Origin of the sequence: Apibacter sp. B2966, from assembly GCF_011082485.1 — a bacterium.
In the GTDB taxonomy this organism is placed as follows: domain Bacteria; phylum Bacteroidota; class Bacteroidia; order Flavobacteriales; family Weeksellaceae; genus Apibacter.
Window position 1 is genome coordinate 462011 of the sequence record NZ_CP049714.1, and the last position, 20125, is coordinate 482135.

17 protein-coding genes and 1 pseudogene are annotated in these 20125 nt (G+C 29.5%); 15 read left to right on the forward strand and 3 right to left on the reverse strand.

The window, feature by feature from the left end:
- Positions 1 to 276: 276 nt before the first annotated feature.
- The gene (locus G8C43_RS01935; protein WP_166003746.1) at positions 277 to 1878 is read left to right on the forward strand and encodes a BamA/TamA family outer membrane protein; all 1602 of its coding nucleotides are present in this window, start codon (positions 277 to 279) and stop codon (positions 1876 to 1878) included.
- Positions 1879 to 1927: 49 nt separating this feature from the next.
- On the forward strand, positions 1928 to 3769 hold the full coding sequence (locus tag G8C43_RS01940; protein WP_160542097.1) for an ABC transporter ATP-binding protein: 1842 nt from the start codon (positions 1928 to 1930) through the stop codon (positions 3767 to 3769).
- A 115-nt stretch (positions 3770 to 3884) separates the two neighbouring features.
- Here the strand turns inward: G8C43_RS01940 and G8C43_RS01945 are convergent, their stop codons facing one another.
- A complete protein-coding gene (locus G8C43_RS01945) occupies positions 3885 to 4268 on the reverse strand; it encodes a Spy/CpxP family protein refolding chaperone (protein ID WP_166003749.1) in 384 nt (127 codons plus the stop codon).
- A 316-nt stretch (positions 4269 to 4584) separates the two neighbouring features.
- Between G8C43_RS01945 and G8C43_RS01950 the strand changes: the two genes are divergently transcribed.
- The 9 genes and pseudogenes from G8C43_RS01950 to G8C43_RS01995 all read left to right on the forward strand — a co-directional run bounded on the left by G8C43_RS01950 (position 4585) and on the right by G8C43_RS01995 (position 15045).
- On the forward strand, positions 4585 to 5361 hold the full coding sequence (locus G8C43_RS01950; protein WP_160542095.1) for a ParA family protein: 777 nt from the start codon (positions 4585 to 4587) through the stop codon (positions 5359 to 5361).
- A gap of 3 nt (positions 5362 to 5364) precedes the next feature.
- Positions 5365 to 6249 (forward strand): ParB/RepB/Spo0J family partition protein, encoded by an 885-nt coding sequence (locus tag G8C43_RS01955; RefSeq protein ID WP_105297598.1) that lies wholly within the window; start codon positions 5365 to 5367, stop codon positions 6247 to 6249.
- Positions 6250 to 6392: 143 nt separating this feature from the next.
- Positions 6393 to 6844: pseudogene (locus tag G8C43_RS09930) on the forward strand (DUF5683 domain-containing protein).
- Between the two features lie 36 nt (positions 6845 to 6880).
- Positions 6881 to 7582: a 4-hydroxy-tetrahydrodipicolinate reductase gene (dapB, locus tag G8C43_RS01970; protein ID WP_166003755.1), complete on the forward strand. Its 702-nt coding sequence runs from the start codon at positions 6881 to 6883 to the stop codon at positions 7580 to 7582.
- A gap of 64 nt (positions 7583 to 7646) precedes the next feature.
- Positions 7647 to 9257, forward strand: a complete 1611-nt coding sequence (lepB, locus tag G8C43_RS01975) for a signal peptidase I (RefSeq protein WP_166003756.1) — start codon at positions 7647 to 7649, stop codon at positions 9255 to 9257.
- Positions 9258 to 9267: 10 nt separating this feature from the next.
- Complete coding sequence (locus G8C43_RS01980; RefSeq protein ID WP_166003757.1) at positions 9268 to 10449, forward strand: aminopeptidase C; 1182 nt, start codon at positions 9268 to 9270, stop codon at positions 10447 to 10449.
- Between the two features lie 4 nt (positions 10450 to 10453).
- Positions 10454 to 10981, forward strand: coding sequence for a GNAT family N-acetyltransferase (locus G8C43_RS01985; protein ID WP_166003758.1), 528 nt, complete (start codon positions 10454 to 10456; stop codon positions 10979 to 10981).
- Between the two features lie 1035 nt (positions 10982 to 12016).
- On the forward strand, positions 12017 to 12946 hold the full coding sequence (locus G8C43_RS01990; protein WP_221411573.1) for a DUF1837 domain-containing protein: 930 nt from the start codon (positions 12017 to 12019) through the stop codon (positions 12944 to 12946).
- A gap of 2 nt (positions 12947 to 12948) precedes the next feature.
- Positions 12949 to 15045: a DEAD/DEAH box helicase gene (locus G8C43_RS01995; RefSeq protein ID WP_166003759.1), complete on the forward strand. Its 2097-nt coding sequence runs from the start codon at positions 12949 to 12951 to the stop codon at positions 15043 to 15045.
- A 152-nt stretch (positions 15046 to 15197) separates the two neighbouring features.
- Here the strand turns inward: G8C43_RS01995 and G8C43_RS02000 are convergent, their stop codons facing one another.
- Positions 15198 to 15857, reverse strand: coding sequence for a hypothetical protein (locus tag G8C43_RS02000; protein WP_166003760.1), 660 nt, complete (start codon positions 15855 to 15857; stop codon positions 15198 to 15200).
- Positions 15858 to 16229: 372 nt separating this feature from the next.
- Here G8C43_RS02000 and G8C43_RS02005 point away from each other — a divergent pair, with 372 nt between their 5' ends.
- Together G8C43_RS02005 and G8C43_RS02010 are read left to right on the forward strand one after the other, a co-directional pair.
- A complete protein-coding gene (locus G8C43_RS02005) occupies positions 16230 to 17276 on the forward strand; it encodes an alpha/beta hydrolase (protein WP_166003761.1) in 1047 nt (348 codons plus the stop codon).
- 146 nt (positions 17277 to 17422) lie between these two features.
- Positions 17423 to 18022, forward strand: a complete 600-nt coding sequence (locus tag G8C43_RS02010; RefSeq protein WP_166003762.1) for a nitroreductase family protein — start codon at positions 17423 to 17425, stop codon at positions 18020 to 18022.
- Positions 18023 to 18144: 122 nt separating this feature from the next.
- On the opposite strand, the gene G8C43_RS02015 is transcribed toward G8C43_RS02010, so the two are convergent.
- Entirely contained in the window at positions 18145 to 18657 is a 513-nt protein-coding gene (locus G8C43_RS02015; protein WP_166003765.1) for a GNAT family N-acetyltransferase, read from the reverse strand.
- 177 nt (positions 18658 to 18834) lie between these two features.
- Between G8C43_RS02015 and G8C43_RS02020 the strand changes: the two genes are divergently transcribed.
- Both G8C43_RS02020 and G8C43_RS02025 read left to right on the forward strand, forming a co-directional pair.
- Entirely contained in the window at positions 18835 to 19173 is a 339-nt protein-coding gene (locus G8C43_RS02020; protein WP_166003767.1) for a translation initiation factor, read from the forward strand.
- A gap of 41 nt (positions 19174 to 19214) precedes the next feature.
- Positions 19215 to 20102 carry a nucleoside phosphorylase gene (locus G8C43_RS02025; protein ID WP_166003769.1) on the forward strand — a complete coding sequence of 296 codons (888 nt, stop codon included), beginning with the start codon at positions 19215 to 19217 and terminating at the stop codon, positions 20100 to 20102.
- The last annotated feature ends 23 nt before the right edge of the window (positions 20103 to 20125 follow it).

A 20125-nucleotide genomic window follows, 5' to 3' on the forward strand; every position in this document is an offset into this window, starting at 1 on the left:
TTACATTTTATATCAAATTTCAGTTAATAAAAAAATTTACAAACTATTTTACAATCTCTTTAAAGGAAATGCATACATAACTATAATTAAAAAGTGTATATATATTTAAATAGTTCATTATAAGACGATTAAACTAAAATATCTGTAATTTTCCCATTAATAGCATCATTTACATTGATGCCTACAAAAAACTAAAGAATTTTATTAAATAAAAATATAAAATAATTTAGTTTTAAATTTGTACCTTACCATTGAGCTTTTTTGTTAGTATAACTCATGAAATTTAAGCTGCTCTATATTTATATAATTATTTTTCCCATTTTGCTTCATGGCCAAGTAGAAAAAAATTTCATCCAGATATATAATAATCAAAAACTTTGGTTTTCAAAAACCTATTCTGAAAATAAAGTAGGTTCAATTTTAGATTCTTTAGTACATCTAGGTTTTTATACCCTAAAACTGGATTCTTTAAAAAAAGATAAAAAAGAAACCTTAGTTTATATTAACAGAGGAAAATTTTACAAAAAAGTATGGGTACAATTAGACTCTCTTTCACAAGTGGCAATTTCTAACAAAAATCATTTTCAAACAGATAATATTGATTCTTTAGCAGGAGTAATTCATTATTATTATATAAAAAAAGGCTATGCATTTAACCAAGTCCACACAAAATTATCCCTTGCAAATGAACCATTAGAAGCATCCATACATGTTGAACTTCATCAAAAAAGACTCATCAATTCATTTGTTTTAAACGGATATACCAAAATCCCTCGCGGAATAATAAAAGAATTAGAATATGAATTTCTTGGTAAAACCTACTCAGACGAGCGACTTAAAGAAATTTCAGCTATGTTACAAGGAACAGCATTTATAGCAGAAGAAAAAAATCCGCAAGTATTATTCACCCCCGATTCTACCAAGATTTATTTATATTTGAAAAAAAGAAAAGCCAGTTCATTGGATGGCATGGTAGGCTTTGGAAATGACGAAAAAGGTAAATTCAAAGTCAACGGTCAACTGCAACTATCTTTAGGTAATGTATTGAATTCATTTGAAACCATTAACTTAAATTGGTTATCCACACCGGATAAATCTCAAAACTTTGAAGTTCAAGTCAACGTACCCTATCTTTTTAAATCTAAATTCGGATCGGAAACATCGTTAACTATACTTAAACAAGACAGCACGTATGCAACCATTCGACTGAATGAACATATATATTATCAATATACCGTAAATCAACGGTTAGGTATAGAAGGGTTATATGAAAACTCACGATATGTATCGGAATTAGATAATAATAACAACTTTTCCAAAACAGGATTAGGCATAAGTTATCAATACAAAGAAAGAAATGAAAACGAAATTTTAGGTCCTAAAAATTTATATTCCATAAAAGGAATTGCATATAGGAATATACCGGAAGATCGAAAAAATTTAACTGAGTATAATGTAAGTGCTTCCATTGAAAAATTAATAAAATTATCTGCTTCTCATTATCTAAAACCGAAAATAAATGCTTCAACCTTACTTTCGGATACGTTGACAGTAAATGAATTATTTAAAATCGGTGGTTTGAAAACTATTCGCGGTTTCAATGAACAATCCATTTATGCCAATGCGTATATCATCGGAAGTTTAGAATACAGATACGTTCCGTTTGAAGAACTGTATTTAAGTTTATTTACAGATGTTGCATGGATTGAGAATAAAAATCAAAATACAAGACCCTTTTTATTGGGAACCGGAGTAGGAATTAGCTTTTTAACGCGTTTCGGGATTTTTTCATTGAACTATGCCGTTGGTAAATACGATTCTGAACCTGTAAATTTTTCAGATTCTAAAATTCATATTGGAATACAAGCTACTTTTTGACAAAAAAGAATCGAATTTTTGTTTACCTTTGTATTAATCTCAAGGTAGCATGAAATCATTAAAAAAAATACTAAAAAAATTTGCCTCTCCCTACAGAAAAGAATTTATATTAGGAATTCTATTTAACGTTCTATATTCTTTATTTTCAATAGTTTCCGTTTTTTCCATTATGCCCATTTTGGAAATGCTTTTAGGAGGAAAAAATCAAATTTTAATTGAACAAACAAAAAAAGAAATGCAAGCCTCAACGGGTATGATGGCTGAGCTGAAATATAAATTTTATGTATTTTTAGATCATTCCCTTGAAGGAACCAATCCTAAAACGATTTTAGCTTATCTTTGTGTTACTGTTATAGTTTTATTTTTATTTAGAAATATTTTCAGATATTTAGCTCAATATTTTATTGTACTGTTACGAAGCGGAGTTTCCAAAGATTTGCGGGTTGCTATGTATGATAAAATCCTTACGCTTCCGGTTTCTTATTTCACTGATCGAAAAAAAGGGGATATAATGATACGACTTTCCGGAGATGTAGGAGAGGTGGAAGGCAATATTTTAACTTCTATTTTAGAGCTTTGGAGAACGCCTTTTTCCATTCTTTTTACTCTTATCGCTTTGATTACCATCAGCCCTTCGTTAACTTTAATAGCATTTATTGTTCTGCCTTTTATGGCGTGGATTATTTCCGCAATTGGAAAAAGTTTGAAAAAAGATGCTAAAAAGGGATTAGCCGAATCGGGTAATGTACTTTCAGTAATTGATGAAACGCTAAACGGAACTAAAATAATCAAAATTTTCAATGCCGAAGAATCTATGAAAAACAGATTTATGAATAGCGTTCTTAATCTCAGAAGGCTATCCATAAATATGATGAAAAAATATGAACTTGCTTCGCCTTCTTCTGAATTTTTAGGTTCTGTTGCCATGATTTTTATAACCTGGTACGGCGGAGTTCTTATTTTAGACGGTGAAGGTTTAAATCTTCCTTCCTTTTTAGTCTATATAGCTCTATTTTTTCAATTATTGGAACCGGCCAAAACCTTATCAACTTCCATCACGAATTTACATAAAGGTACGGCCTCTACAGATCGCTTGGTGGAAACATTAGAAACCAGCATACAGATTTACGAACCGGAACATGCCATAGAATTATCCGAAATAAAAGAAGGAATTCAACTGAAAAATATTAATTTCCAATATGTTGACGGACATCCCATTCTTCAAGATGTAAATTTATTTATACCTAAAGGCAAAACAATAGCAGTAGTGGGACAGAGCGGTAGCGGTAAAACTACTTTAGCCAATTTAATTGCACGATTTTATGACGTAGACAGCGGCGTGATTTATGTGGATGGTCATGATTTAAGAGATTTAAATTTAAAAGTTTACCGTAAATTATTGGGCATGGTTACCCAAGAATCCATATTATTCAATGATACCATTGCCAATAATATTAAATTAAGCAATCCAAATGCATCCATGCATGAAGTTATAGAAGCTGCTAAAGTTGCCAATGCACTGGAATTCATTGAGCAAATGCCGGAAGGTTTCGAAACAACCATTGGTGAAGGAGGCGGAAAATTATCGGGTGGACAAAAACAAAGAATTGCTATTGCCAGAGCTATATTGAAAAATCCACCTATTATGATTTTAGATGAAGCAACCTCTGCCTTAGATACTCAGAGTGAACGATTGGTACAAGATGCTTTAGATAATCTTATGTCTAACAGAACATCCCTGGTTATTGCTCATAGATTATCTACTATTGTAAATGCAGATATGATTGTGGTGATGGATAAAGGAAAAATAATGGAACAAGGAACTCATGCAGAATTATTGGAGAAAAATGGTATTTATAAAAAATTAATTGACATGCAAAATTTTTCTTAACTTTTTAATAATAATATATTTGATAATAATATATATATTATAAAATTAAAAAGAGCTTCTATTAGTAGAAGCTCTTTTTAAATGAAAAAAGAATTGTATAAAAAACTATTTTTCTCTAGGAACGAAATTTTTTACCCTGTTTATGTAAATGCTTTTTATTATGCATATCCTCTTTAATTTTCTTGAGCTTTTGTCTTTGTTCTTCAGTAAAAACTTTATTTATTTCAGATTTTTTATCTTCCTTTAATTGATGGATTTGTTGACGCAATTCTTCTGATTTTTTCCTTAACTCATCCTCACGGCTTTTATATTTATCCTCAATTAAATTAATCTTTTTAATTTGATCTTCCGTTAAATTAAGTTCTTTAGCCATCCTATCCCTCATCTCTTTCACTTTTTCTTCTTTTTTATCATGATCCTTAAGATCCTCACATTTGGATTGTGTAAAAGCAAAAGTAGAGGATAATACTAATGCTCCTACAAAAATTATTTTTTTCATATAACTTTAGATTTACAACTATATTGACAAGGAATATTTTAAAAGGTTTAATTTAAAGTTATACATTTTAAACTATTTTTTAATATATAACAAAAGGCAACCTTTTTAACTTGTATTACTTTTGCGATGAATGTTTAAAACCAAATAAAATTAAAATAAAGTTCAAAGTAAAATAATTAAGTTAGGGAGAAAAAACAGCATAATAATACCAAAAAAATAGTCGATAACCTGCTATAAATCCCTCTAATGTTGATAATTTTTTCTGAATATACCGTTTAAAAATTGTATTTTTACAGCTTGAAATTTTATTATACTGATGGGAAAAATTATTGCTATAGCTAATCAAAAAGGAGGAGTTGGAAAGACCACTACAGCCGTTAATTTGGCTGCGGCCATAGGGGTGCTTGAAAAAAAAGTTTTACTCATCGATGCAGACCCTCAGGCAAATGCCAGTTCCGGATTAGGTATTAATATCGAAGAAGTAGAATATGGTACCTATGAAGTGTTGGAACACAGTGCTTCTGCCAAAGATGCCATACAACCCTCTACCTCCCCAAATGTGGAATTAATACCGGCTCATATAGATCTTGTTGCTGCTGAAATTGAATTGGTTGACAAGGTCAATAGAGAATACATGTTAAAGGAAGCTTTAAAAGATATAAAAGATGAATATGACTTCATAATCATTGATTGTGCCCCGTCATTAGGATTAATTACTTTAAATGCTTTAACTGCTGCCGATTCTGTAATAATTCCCATCCAATGTGAATATTTCGCCTTAGAAGGTTTAGGAAAACTCCTTAATACGATAAACAGCGTGCAAAAACTGCACAATCCGGATCTAACTATTGAAGGGTTATTATTAACTATGTATGATGCCCGTTTACGTTTATCGAACCAAGTGGTAGAAGAAGTCAAAACTCATTTTCCGGATATGGTGTTTGACAGTCTCATACAAAGAAATGTGCGATTAAGTGAAGCTCCGAGTTTTGGCGAATCCATACTAAAATATGACGCAGAAAGCAAAGGTGCTATAAATTATATCTTACTTGCTGAAGAAGTATTAAATAAAAACAAGGCTGAAGTTAAATAAATTATGGCTATAGACAAAAAAAGAGCTATGGGTAGAGGTCTATCCGCAATCTTAAGTGAGAATTCTAAAAAAGTTAATTCTGCCGAAGAAAAAGGAGCAGAAGAATTAGTAGGTAACATTTTGGAGATTTCACTTGATGATATTATAACCAATCCCAATCAACCCAGAACTAATTTTGATCAAAAAGCATTAGATGAATTATCCATTTCTATTAAACAGTTAGGATTAATACAACCAATAACTGTTCGTAAAAATGGAGACAAATTCGATTTAATTTCGGGTGAAAGGAGATATCGCGCTTCCAAACAGGCCGGTTTAAAAAAATTACCTGCATTTGTTCGATTAGCTAACGATCAGGAACTTTTAGAAATGGCTTTAGTTGAAAATATTCAACGAAAAGATCTGGATCCTATCGAAATTGCCTTAAGCTTTGAAAAATTAATTGAAGAAATCAATATAACTCAAGAAAACTTGAGTAACAGAGTAGGGAAGGACAGAAGCACCATAACCAATTATTTAAGACTTTTAAAACTTTCTCCGATTATCCAAACGGGAATCCGAGACGGGATAATTTCCATGGGACATGGAAGGGCGCTCATATCCTTGGAAGAGCAAGAGAAACAATTATTTGTTTATGAAAAAATTGTACGAGAACAATTATCCGTAAGACAAACCGAAAGTTTCATTCGAACCTTTAAAAATCCTAAAAGTAAAAAAGTTTCCAAAGAAAAAGAATTACCCAATCATTTAAAAAAGGGTTTGAAAAATTTTGAGGATTATTTCGAAACGACTATTGAAATAAAGGCTACAGAAAAAGGAAAAGGAAAAATTATCATTAATTTTGATTCCACGGAAGAATTTGAAAGAATTCAGAAATTATTAGAATGATACAAAAGAAAATATTGGTTATACTTTCATTATTTCTTACTTGTTTTATTTTAGCGCAAAATCAAGAAACAAACCATGCCACCATTAGTGATGATGGCGTTATAATGCGCAATATTAATCATACAGATTCTCTAACTCAAACGATGTTAAGAAGCCCTCTGAAAGCTTCTTTATACTCTGCCATACTTCCCGGTTTAGGACAATTGTACAATAAAAAATATATTAAAGCTCCTATTGTGCTAGGGTTATTGGTGCGGGGATTGGTTTTATAAAATATTACGACAATCGATATAATAAATATCACAAAGCCTATTTAGCGGAACTTAGCGGACAAAAGCATCGATTTTCAGATGTAGCTGGGATTAGTCCTAAAGTTTTAGCTAACGCTCAAGATTCGGAAAGGAGAAACAGAGATTATGCGATTGTGCTGACTTCTTTGGCTTATCTTTTAAATATTGTTGATGCCACTGTTGATGCTCATCTTTCAATATTCGACAAAGATAAAGATCTTGCCGTACGACCCGTTATTATGGAAGACGCCGATACCTGGTTTACTAATCAAAAAGTAGGACTTTCATTTTGCTTGTCTTTTTAAAATGATTAATGTTTATAAAAAATAATATATATTCTTATGAAAATAGCTTTAGTAGGTTATGGTAAAATGGGTAAGGCCATTGAAGAAATAGCTAAAAATCATAATCACGAAATTGTAGCCCGATTAGAAGAAAAACCAACTCAAAAAAATTTAAATGGTGCGGATGTAGCTATTGAATTTTCAACTCCTTCTACTGCTTATGAAAATGTAATTGCTTGTTTAGAATTGGGTATACCTGTTGTTTGTGGAACAACTGCCTGGTTAGATAAGCTTCCTCAAGTAAAAGAATATTGCACAAAGCATAACGGGGGATTTATATATTCTTCCAATTATAGTTTAGGCGTTAATTTATTTTTCGAAATAAATAAAAGAGCGGCTGAAATAATGCAGAAGTACCAAGAATATACGGTTCACATTGAAGAAATTCATCATACAGAAAAAAAAGATGCACCCAGTGGTACTGCCATAACGCTTGCCGATGAAATCATACCGATTTATGGTTTTGACGGATGGAATTTATCCTATAAAACCAATAATAATTTATTGGGAATCGAAGCTAAGAGAGTTCATGATGTTCCCGGAACACATACTGTAATTTATAATTCGCCTATAGACGATATTGAACTGAAACATGTAGCACATTCTAGAAAAGGATTTGCTATGGGAGCATTAATCGCAGCCCAATGGCTTATCGGAAAAAAAGGGGTATTCACCATGAAAGATGTATTAGGCTTTTAGATAAAAACTATTTTATTTTAGGCTACTAAATAACTAAATATTAAAAAGATTTAAAGATTATCTCATGCATTATTTAACATATTATTTACTATTCGCTTTACTTTCAAATATATTTTATTTCCTGACTGCTTGGAAATTATTTCAAAAAGCAGGTAGAAAAGCATGGGAATCCTTAGTTCCTTTTTATAATATTTTAGTTACTTTAAAAATTATTCATCGACCTTGGTGGTGGTTTGTTATAGTATTTATCCCGATTGTCGGTCCAATTATGGGAGCCATTATATTAGTAGATTTTATAAGACATTACAATCGTCGTTCGTATTTAGATGCCGTTTTAGTTTTATTCTTCTCATTTATTTTTTTAGCATATATAAACTATTCACCTGAAACACAATACAGTGGTAAACAAGAACGAAAAGAAACATTTATATCTGCCGTATTGTTTGCCGTTATATTTGCCACAGTCATCCATGCATTTGTCATTCAACCGTTTACCATTCCAACAGCTTCAATGGAAAGAACCTTGCTGGTAGGAGATTTCCTTTTTGTCAGTAAGTTGAATTATGGAATAAGAATTCCGATGACTCCGGTAGCGTTGCCTTTTTTACAAAATAAAATTCCGTTGGGAAACAATCAACAACCTCAAAATCAAATAAATTCTTATGTTGATAAAATTCGTTTGCCGTATATGAGACTTCCCGGTTGGACTAAGGTTAACAGATATGATATTGTTGTTTTTAATTATCCTACAGATTCTTTGCATACTGCCATCGATAGGAAAGATCCTTATGTTAAGCGCTGCGTGGGTTTACCGGGAGATAAAATTCAATTGATTGATGGAAATTTATTTATCAATGGAAAACCCGAAGAAATAAAAAAAGATGAAGAACAACAAAGAGACTATTTAGTATATACAACCCAAGCCGGAATCAGTCAAAGAAAAATTGAAGATCTATTGGGATACGCCACATATCAAGAAGGAATGAACGAACAGGGTAATACTATTTATTATTTCAAAGGGCTTACCCAAGAAAATGCAAACAAAATAAAAAATTTTGATACGGTAGACTCTATTCAGATTTTATATGCAAATAAAGGAGAGGAGGGCATCCATTATAGAGATATAGCAAAAACAAAAATTGATACAACTAATTCCATTTTTCCCCTTCATAGTGGTTGGAACGGCTCTCAATATGGACCTCTCATGATACCTAAAAAAGGGGATATTATTACGTTGACCCGTCAAAATATAGATCAATATAGAAGAATCATTAAAAATTATGAATATAATGATTTGAAGGAAAAGGAAGGCAAATTTTACATAAACGGTAAGGAAACTAACACCTATACCATCCAACAAAATTATTATTGGATGATGGGGGACAACCGAGATAATTCTTTAGACAGCCGTTATTTCGGATATGTACCGGAAGATCACATTATAGGAACTCCTATTTTTACCTGGTTAAGCATTCAAGGTTTATTCGAAAATGATCCTTTCGGGCATCCTGCCAAATTTAAAATAAGATGGGATAGAATGTTTCGTACCGTTAACACAAATGTTCCGCTTAAAGATAAAACTAATTATATACCTGTATTTATCTTATTGTTAGGAGGATATTTTGCATACGATTACTTTAACAAAAAGAAAAAGAAAGCAAACGATAAAAAATAATTATCAAATTATGAAGAAAACCATCTTTTTTGTAATGGCATTATGGATCTTACCTTCAATAAGTTATGCTCAAGATGATTTAATCAATAAAATTAAAGATAATAAGTCAACCCATACCGATTTTCGTTTTACCATCATAAAACAACTGGATAATACTTCCGTAAAAAATCAAGGATCTTCTGGGACTTGCTGGAGTTATGCAGGAAATTCGTTTTTAGAATCTGAAATATATAAAAAACATCATCGGGTATTAGATATAGCAGAAATATACACTGCCAGAAAAACTTACGAGGATAAAGCCAAAAATTATATTTTAATGGACGGTTACGTTAATTATGGTGATGGTGGTTCTTTACACGATGTTATTAATATGTATAAAAAATATGGTATGGTTCCTCAGGAAGCGTATACCGGACTAATTAATGGTGCAATAAAGAATAATTTCAGTAAAATGCAGCAAGAACTTAAAGAGTATCTAGATACGGTAAAATCTCAAAAAGCACCTATTAATACCCAATGGATACAAAATTTTTCATCTATTTTAGATAAATACATTGGAAAAGTTCCTGAAACATTTATTTATAAGGGTAAAGAATATACACCTAAAACATTTGCAGAAGAAATTGTTGATTTAGATCCAAAGGATTATATAGAAATTTCATCTTTTAAAGATTACGAATATTATACACTATTTTATCCGCCATTACCTGATAATTGGAGTGGAGACAAAATGTACAATGTTCCCATGAAGGAATTGACTGAAATTATAGATCATGCTTTATCAACGGGATATACGATTGGATGGGCCAGCGATGTTAGCGAGCCGTATTTCAGTTGGAAAAATGGTATCGCTTATGTTCCCGACACGAATATTTATTCCATTTCTTCCGGAGAAAAAGCAAATTTATTCAGTTCTCCCAAGCCGGAAAAGGTTATAACTGAAGAATTGCGTCAGGAAGCCTTTAACAATAAAACTACAACAGATGATCATGCCATGCATATAGTGGGCTTGGCAAAAGACCAAAACGGAAAGGAATATTATTTAGTTAAAAATTCTTGGGGAATTAGCAATGATTATCAAGGATATTTATACGTCACAAAAAATTACGTTCAATTTAAAACCACCGCAATTTTAGTAAACAAAAAAGCCATTCCTAAAAAAATTTATAAAAAACTTAATCTTAACAATTAATACAATGAATTTTTCAATTCAACCCAATTTAGAAAATGATTGTATACAAATATTACCCTTAGAAATCAACGATTTTGAGGGTTTGTATCAGGTAGCAAAAGATAAAAAAATCTGGGAACAACATCCTTGTCATAATCGTTGGAAAGAAGACGTATTCAAAGTATTTTTTAAAGAAGCAGTTGAAAGTAAAGGAGCTTTTAAAATTATTGATAAAGCAACCGGAGAATTAATCGGAAGTACTCGGTTTTATGATTATTCGGAAAATGACAAAAGCATCGTAATCGGATATACTTTTATAGCAGTGAAATACTGGGGAACAGGTATCAATTCTTCAATTAAAAAATTGATGATTGATTATATTTTCCAATATGTTGACAAAATTTATTTTCATATAGGTTCTACTAACTTTAGATCACAAAAAGCTATAGCTAAAATAAATGCAATCAAAACGTCTAGAGAAATCATAGTTACCGATGGAAACAGTTCCTATATTAATTATTTGTATGAACTTAAAAAAGAAAATTGGAGATAGAATCGATACACTTAAATAACAGTATTAAATATTCTATTTAACATAATATAAATTATAGGAAAATTAAATATTTCTAAATTAAAAATGTTTTCATACATTTTCTATAATGTTATTTTGTGTCTCTGTTAAAGCTTCGAGCTGTGGCTTTAATATTATTTTGTAAATTATTTAAAAAAATCCTAAATCGGCAGATTGTGATTGTATTATTTAGTTTTTTTTCTAACATCTGTGAAAAGAAATATTATTTTTATGTCTTTAATGTCTTTGAATTTATGTATGTGAAAAACTATGATTTCCATACATGAAGAAAAATAAATGTTTGAGCACTAGCGAATTTTTATTTACTAAAATTTTTGATTCTTTTTCAATAAATTATATGGAGTTCAAGTATACAAAGCTTTTGTATCTAGATAAAAGAATATTTTAAAAAGAAAGATTGTTAAACCTCTTTACTATTTCCATTACTTTTTCTTTTTCTATTTAACATAATATATTTACATATTATATATTAGTAATAATTCTTTTTTGGCTGTATTTAATAATTATCTGATCTCCTAGTCTTAATCCCTTGTTTTGCAACCATTTTCCTGTTCAATATATTATTACTATATAGTGTGTATTTTGCTTTTGCTCTTATATTTGAGAACTTACTCATTTCTCCACAAAGAAAGTTCTTTCCTGCCCGAAATTTAATTTTTCAATCTGTTGATTTACAAATAATTTTTTAGCTTATCTTATATTTGTTTTTTTGTAAATTAGCTAAAATATAAATTAATGATTTTGCCTTATGATTTTGAACAATTACAGATCTAAAAAATTACTTCAAAATAAAAATATTAACCCTTTTCGTGAAATATTTGGTATAAAAACAAATGTTTTAGCTTTTGTTATGTGAATATCAAACAAATTTATTGATGTATATTTTTGAATACAATGTATACTCATTAGAGAAAGTAAGGGAGAATTTAAAACTTATTTTATTAATTAAAAATAAGCAGAACATCATATATAAAAATCTTTATTAATAATATTAAAATGTTAGAATTTGAAATCTTAATTGATGACTTTCTTTATAATTTAGATGATGATACAACAGTCGGATATTTTAAAAAGGAAAAAATACTGAGCTTAACAAACGATTTTGAGAATGGAATTTGGAGGTACTCTAAATTTCAGAGTTTTATTTGGGATAACATAGCAGAAACTTCACTATCATATAATGAAAGAGAATCTTTAATTGATAAAAAATTTAATACACTTGTTGAATCGGCAAAAAAATTAAGATTAATTGATTCAAAAAAAAATCAAATTGGACAAGGAAGTGAATTAGCTGAAATTATACTTTATGGTATAATGAAACATTATTATAAAGCACTTCCAGTAGTTCCAAAAATATTTTATAAACAAAATAATCAGGATAATGCTAAAGGTTCAGATAGTGTTCACATAGTAATTGATGGAAATAATGAATTTTCTCTTTGGTTGGGAGAAGCAAAATTTTATAATAGTATTGAAGACGACCGTTTAGATACTATTATAACATCCATTAAGAATTCACTTGAGCTTGAAAAACTAAAGAAGGAAAACAGTATAATAACTAATTTGCCTGATTTAAATAGATTTTTAAATAAAAATTCAAATTTATATGATAATATTATTAAACTATTAGCTAAGGAATCTTCAATAGATGACCTTAAACCAAAGCTACATATACCAATATTGCTTTTATATGAATGTACAATAACTAAAAAATTTAATGAACTTTCTGAAGAATTAAAAAAACAACTCTATGACTATCATTTAGAAAGAGTAAAATCATATTTCTCTAAACAAATAAAAAAACTGAAAGAAAAAATTCATAAATATGATTCTATTCATTTTCATGTAATTATTCTACCGGTTCCTTGTAAAAATAAAATAATTGATAAGTTTGTTGAAAACGTAGAACATTACAAAAATCAATAACTATGGAAATATTTGAAACATGTCATAAGATAAATAATTTACTTATATTAAATAATGAAATTGAAGCAAGAAATGAATTAATTAAACTGTTGGATTTTCATAAAAAAAAACAAATACCATATTCACATTTAATAAATCATTTAATAAGAGAATCTGGGCTTTATCCATATTTAGACCTTGAAACATCAAGCTGGCAAGATAAGTTTGTTTATGAAATATTTAAAGTAAATGTTGGAGAAGCGGAAGAACTTACACTGCACCGCGAACAATCCGCATTATTAAAAAAACTATTGGCAGGAACTAATCTTGCCGTAAGTGCGCCAACAAGCTTTGGAAAAAGTTTTATTATAGACGCATTTATTTCAATTAAAAAACCTAGTAATGTTGTAATAATTGTACCAACACTTGCGCTCACTGATGAAACAAGAAGAAGATTGTTTAAAAAATTTGCAAATGAATACAAAATAATTACAACTACTGAAGTTGAACTTGGAGATAAGAATATTTTTATATTCCCTCAAGAAAGAGCCATAAATTATGTTGATAAAATTGAAAATCTGGATATTTTAATTGTCGATGAATTTTATAAAGCAAGTTCTAATTTCGATAAAAGTAGAGCTCCTACACTAATAAAGGCTATTCTAAAATTAGGAAAAGTAGCAAAACAAAGGTATTTTTTAGCCCCAAATATTAGTAAAATAGAAGACAATCCATTCACCAAAGATATGGAATTCTATCCTTTAGATTTTAATACTGTATATCTGGAACAAAAAAAATTATATGAAGAACTTAAAGGAGATATAGAATTAAAAAATAAAAAGCTTTTAGAGATTATAAAAAGCAAGAATACTAAAACTTTGATTTATGCTGGAACTTATACAAATATTGATAAGCTCTCAACTCTTTTAAATGAAAATTTAGATAATAAGAATGTAAAATTATTAGACAGTTTTTCTGATTGGTTAAGTGTAAATTATGATAATAACTGGGATTTAACAAATCTTGTTAAAAAGGGTATTGGAATACATAATGGAAGATTGCATAGATCATTGAGTCAAATTCAAATAAAACTTTTTGAAGAAGATGAAGCTATTGACAATTTGCTTTCAACATCCTCAATAATTGAAGGCGTTAATACATCCGCTGAAAATGTTATCATTTGGTCTAATAAAAATGGGAAAGAAAATATAAACGACTTTACTTATAAAAATATTATGGGTAGAGGTGGAAGAATGTTTAGACATTTTATCGGAAAAATATATATTTTGGAACAACCTCCATCAGCAGATCAAACTCAATTGGAGATACCTTTACCTGAAGAAATTTTGGGTGATATTGATGAAATTAAATATGAAAAAGAGTTAACTAAAGAGCAGATTACAAAAATTATTCGCTACAAAGAAGAGATGGCTAATCTTTTGGGCAAAGAAGTTTATAAAAAACTACAATCAGAAAATATATTTCAATCTAGTGATTCAGAATTAATTAAAAAGATTGCTAAAGATATGATTGAAAATCCTAAAGAATGGAATGGTTTAAGTTTTTTAAATAGCTCTAATACAAAACATTGGGGTAGTATTTTATTTAAAATTATAAAAATTGTTCCTTCCGGTTGGGATGCAAAATATAGTATCATTGTCGGATTTGTTAAAATTCTAAAAAATAATTGGTCTAGTTCAATCCCAGAGCTTTTAAACGAATTAAAAAAATATAAAACAAAAGTTGGAGTTGATGATTTTTTTAAGTTAGAAAGAAATGTTACATATAAGTTGGCTTCATTAGTTAATGATATTAATATACTACAAAAGGAAATTTTAAAAGATAAAAACTATGACATTTCTAGTTTTGTTAATGGGTGTTCTAATGCTTTTTTACCAAGGAATGTGTTTCAATTAGAGGAATTTGGATTACCAAGAATGATTTCAAAAAAAATCCATAATTCTAAAATATATGACTTTAATAAAGATGATATAAATATTCATCAAGTACTTAATGATCTAAATAATATTTCGCTTACTCGTATATTGGAAATTCCAACTTTAATGGAGTTTGAGAAATATATTTTAGAGTACTTTTTTAATGGAATAAAAGTAAACTGATAACATAATAATTAAATAATTTCATAATCCCCCTTTAAAAATTTAACAGCTCAAAGCTACATAAATGTATCTAATAAAAGAACATTATAAAATACAAAATTAAAAGCCTGATAGTATTAATTATCAGGCTTTTAACTTTAGGTAATATATCTTTAATTTTCTATTTGAGTTCCATCGGCAAAAACAATTTTTTCTATAGTAATTTTAAATTTTAAATTTCGAAAATTGGACTCATTAATATCTTTTTCGTAATCACTATGTCCTTTAGCAATCTCGGTTTCAGCTTGGATAGATTCTTTGGGAGGTATTCTTTTGTCGGTCAAACTAACCGTATTAGATAAACCAATCATTTCCCCTAAAGTATTATAGATTGTGTAAGTAAATTTAACTCCAACAATTTCTTTATTTGTTTTATTTTGAATACCATATTTAAAAACATGATAAGAGGAAAAAAAATTTTCAACATCTTTGGGTTTAAAATAATAACCATAAAACGAAATTGTTATCGCCTTATTAATCTTATCTTCTTTATCTGCCATTTCTTTAGCAGATTTTTCAGCTAATTCTTGTCTTTCTTTTTCCATTTTTCTACCTTCATTTAAAATTTGCTTGTATGTTTTACCAATTGAAGAATTATTACTATATAAAGCCATAACTGCAAGTAATTCTTCATCTTCTTTATCTAATTTTTTACTTTTTATAATAGCTTCATAATCAGCTTCAAATGTTTTGGGATCAAATTTTTTATTTAATGGATTTGAACACGATACCAGAACAATTGATACTAGGCAAGAAATAATGATCTTTTTCATGATTAAATGTTTTTTTTATTTACAAATGTAATAAATTTTTTATATTTTATCCAATATAAGCATAATTTATACATATAGATATAATATGATTTTTATTATTATTTAACTTTTGTTTCGTTACTTTACAAATTTAAGTTCAAGCTGAACGTATTTCAGAAAACGTGCATATTGATGATTTCTTAGGAATTTTTTATTTCAAGGCAAATAAAAGAATTGAGCCTTACAGAATACTAAAATGATCCGTACAACAAAATAAAAAAAGAAATCCCATTATATTTTTACTTGAAAAAAATAAATATCATTCGAACCATACACTTATATCATTAATAGGTTTGAAATAATGATTTTATTAATACCATTAATCCTCAACGAATGAAAAAAATAATCCTGTTACTGGCAATGAACCTAGTTATTTGGGCAGCCGGTCAGCAAAATAAACATCAAGTAGAAATGAATCAGACAAAACAAACCGAACATTACACATTTACGTTAAGCGATAAGGTAACAAGACAGAAAGTTACATTTAAAAATCGCTACGGAATTACTCTTATCGGAGATTTATATATCCCTAAAAAACACACTAATATACCCCTACCCGCACTTGCTGTGTGTGGACCTTTTGGAGCAGTTAAAGAACAAGCTTCGGGATTGTATGCCAATCAAATGGCAGAACGAGGTTTTATTGCTTTGGCTTTTGATCCTTCTTATACAGGAGAAAGCGACGGGGAACCTCGCAATGTAGCATCTCCCGATATTAATACTGAAGATTTTAGTGCAGCCATTGATTTTTTGGGAACTCAAAAAAATGTAGATAAATATAAAATTGGAATTATTGGTATTTGCGGATGGGCAGGATTTGCCCTAAACGCTGTGGCGGTAGACAAAAGAGTAAAAGCTGTTGTCACAACAAGTATGTATGATATGTCCCGGGTGATGTCCAAAGGATATTTTGATAAAATGACTTTAGAAGAACGAACCAACATTTTAAAGCAATTGAGCGAGCAACGATGGAAGGATGCAGAAGATGGCATTTTTCACGCAGGCCCCTTATTAAATCCTGTAAAATTGAATGGCGATGAACCGCAATTTGTAAAAGATTATTACGATTACTACCGAACACCCAGAGGATTTCATGAACGTTCTTTGAATTCAACGGGAGCTTGGAATGCTACCAATCCCCTCTCCTTTATGAATATGCCTATCTTAACCTATATTAAAGAAATATCTCCCCGACCAATATTATTAATTGCCGGAGAAAATGCACATTCACGATATTTCAGTGAAGATGCCTATCAATCGGCTTCAGAACCTAAAGAATTACTACTAATTCCAAATGCTGTTCATGTGGATTTATATGATAACGTAACAATCATACCTTTTGATACATTGGAACGATTTTTTAAAAAGCATTTAAAATAATGCTAAATAAAATTTTTTGTTATTGTAAGATTTTAAATAAATAGTAAAAAATATCTCAGTATTAACCCTATAATTTTATTAATTCGTCATATCTTCATAACTTAGTATCAGAATTAATAATTATTTAAATTTTAAAAATAGAAAATATGGATTTTTTGGAATTAGCAAAAACCAGGTATACTACTAAATTATACGATCCCACTAAAAAAGTATCTGAAGAGAATATTCAAAAATTAAAAGAAATCTTGAGGCTAAGTCCCTCTTCCATCGACAGCCAACCTTGGAAATTCTATTTTATATCAGATCCGTCAATTAAAAATCAATTAGCGGGAGCTTCTGAATTTAATTCACAAAAAATAAAAGATTGCAGCCATATCATAGTTTTTAGTGCCCTGGATAATGTCAAAAAATTTGAAGAGGAAATGCCAAACTATTTACCTGAAGGAAGCATGGTTTACTATAATCAAGTACTGAAACCGCAATCAGAATTTGAAATAAAATCTTGGTTTCAAAAACAAGTATATCTATCCTTAGGATTCTTTTTAAGTGCCTGTGCCGCCTTAGGTATTGACAGTACTCCTATGGAAGGAATTGAACCTAAAAAATATAATGAAATATTGAAACTCAACGATTATACAACCCTTTTTGCTGTAGCCATTGGATATAGAAATCCGGATGACAATAATCAACCTTCTAAAACTCCAAAATCCAGATTGAAAATGGACAAGATTATAAAATCAATGTAATTAGAATAAAAAGTTTAAAAAAAATACTATTTAATGTTTAAATAGTATTTTTTTTTTTATATGCTTCAACGTATTTAATTCAAAATATTTTTAAATAAATGATAATTGATCAAATACGAATATTAAAATTCCAATTTCATCATAAGATCTGTTTGCTTGTCTTCTCCTAATACAAAAAAATGCGTATCAAAAACCTTGAGTCCATTTTTCTGATAAAATTTTATGGCCTTAATGTTTTCCTCCCAAACCCCTAACCAAACATAAGTGCAATTTCTTTTTTTAGCTATGGCAATGGCTTGATTAAATAATTTTTGTCCAATAAATTGTTTTTGAAAATCCCTAAGAACATATATCCGTTCAATTTCCATTCCCTCATTTTCTTTAATTTCCGTTTGAGCTTTTCCAAAATTAATTTTAAAATAACCTACAGGATTCTGATCGATTTCGGCAAAATAAAATTCAGAATTGGAATCAGCTAACTCGGATTTCAATTGATCTGAATTTACATGTTCATCCAAATAACGATCCATATTTTCTTGAGTATTTGAACTTCCAAAAGTTTCAACAAACGTTTTATAACTTATATAAACCAGTGATTCTATATCTCTTTCACTTGTTTTTCGTATCTCTAGCATTTTACCTGAATTCAATTAAATTCAAAATTAAACTAAAATTACTATTCATACACGATCATATAGATTTTTTATCAATTGAAACAATTCCTTACAATAATTTCAAACTATAGATAAGTAAAATCAATTCCTTACAATAAAAAATTACTAATTTCGTAATTGTATATATAAAGCAATACCATGGATTTGCAAGATCAGCTTAAGAAATTATTTCCGAATCATCAGTTTGAAGAACCTGAAGAATCATCTTCCACCCCTGAAAAAGAATTATTTATGCAGGAGGACCCTATTATTTGTAAATATGAAAAAAAAGGAAGAAATGGAAAGCCCGTTACTATCTTGGAAAATTATAACGGAGCAGATGAAGATTTAAAACAACTTGCCAAACAACTAAAATCCCAATTAGGTGTGGGCGGATCTGCCAAAGACGGAATTATTGTTATTCAGGGAAATTATCGAGATAAAATAATGGATATTTTAAAAGAAAAAGGATTTTCCGTAAAACGAGTGGGCGGATAAAATACAGATATCAAATTTAAAAAAAATTAGCTTTACAAACTATGGCTTCTAAATTATCAAATTCAGAATTAGTATTAAATCCCGACGGGAGTATTTATCATTGCAATATTAAACCCGATGAACTGGCAGATACCATTATACTGGTTGGAGATCCGGGACGCGTACCTAAAGTGTCACAATATTTCGATTCCGTTGAAGTTACGTCTCAAAAACGAGAAATTGTTACTCACACGGGAACACTTAACGGAAAAAGGCTTACTGTAATATCCACAGGTATGGGTACCGATAATATTGATATCGTTTTGAATGAGTTGGATGCTCTTGCCAATATTGACTTAGTTAATAAGAAAATTAAATCTACCCCTACCCGACTTACTTTTGTTCGATTAGGAACCTCCGGTTCTTTACAGTCCGATATTCCGGTAGATACGATGGTTGCCTCATCTAAAGGATTAGGATTTGACGGTTTAATGAGCTTTTACGCTAATACTGAAAATTTTTACACTAATGAAATTGCAGAAGCGTTTACATCGCAAACCCACTGGAATAAAAAAAGAGCAGTTCCTTATGTTGTAGACGGCTCTCAAGAATTACTGGACCTTATGTGTGAAAATTCAGCCATCAGAGCCGGTATCACTGCAACCGCTATTGGTTTTTACGGTCCTCAGGGAAGAATTTTACGTTTGGACTTAGATGATGAAAAGATGAACGAAAAACTTAATCGATTCGAATATAAAAATCACAGAATTACCAATTTTGAAATGGAAACATCAGCCATTTACGGTTTATCTCAATTGATGGGTCATCGTGCTTTATCATTAAACACTATTGTAGCTAACCGTTATGCAGGTACTTTTAGTAAAGATCCGTATTCCTCTATAGATAAAATGATACAATATGCTTTAAAAAAGCTTACAAGTTCTAATTAATTTTTTTTTAAATTAATTAGAAC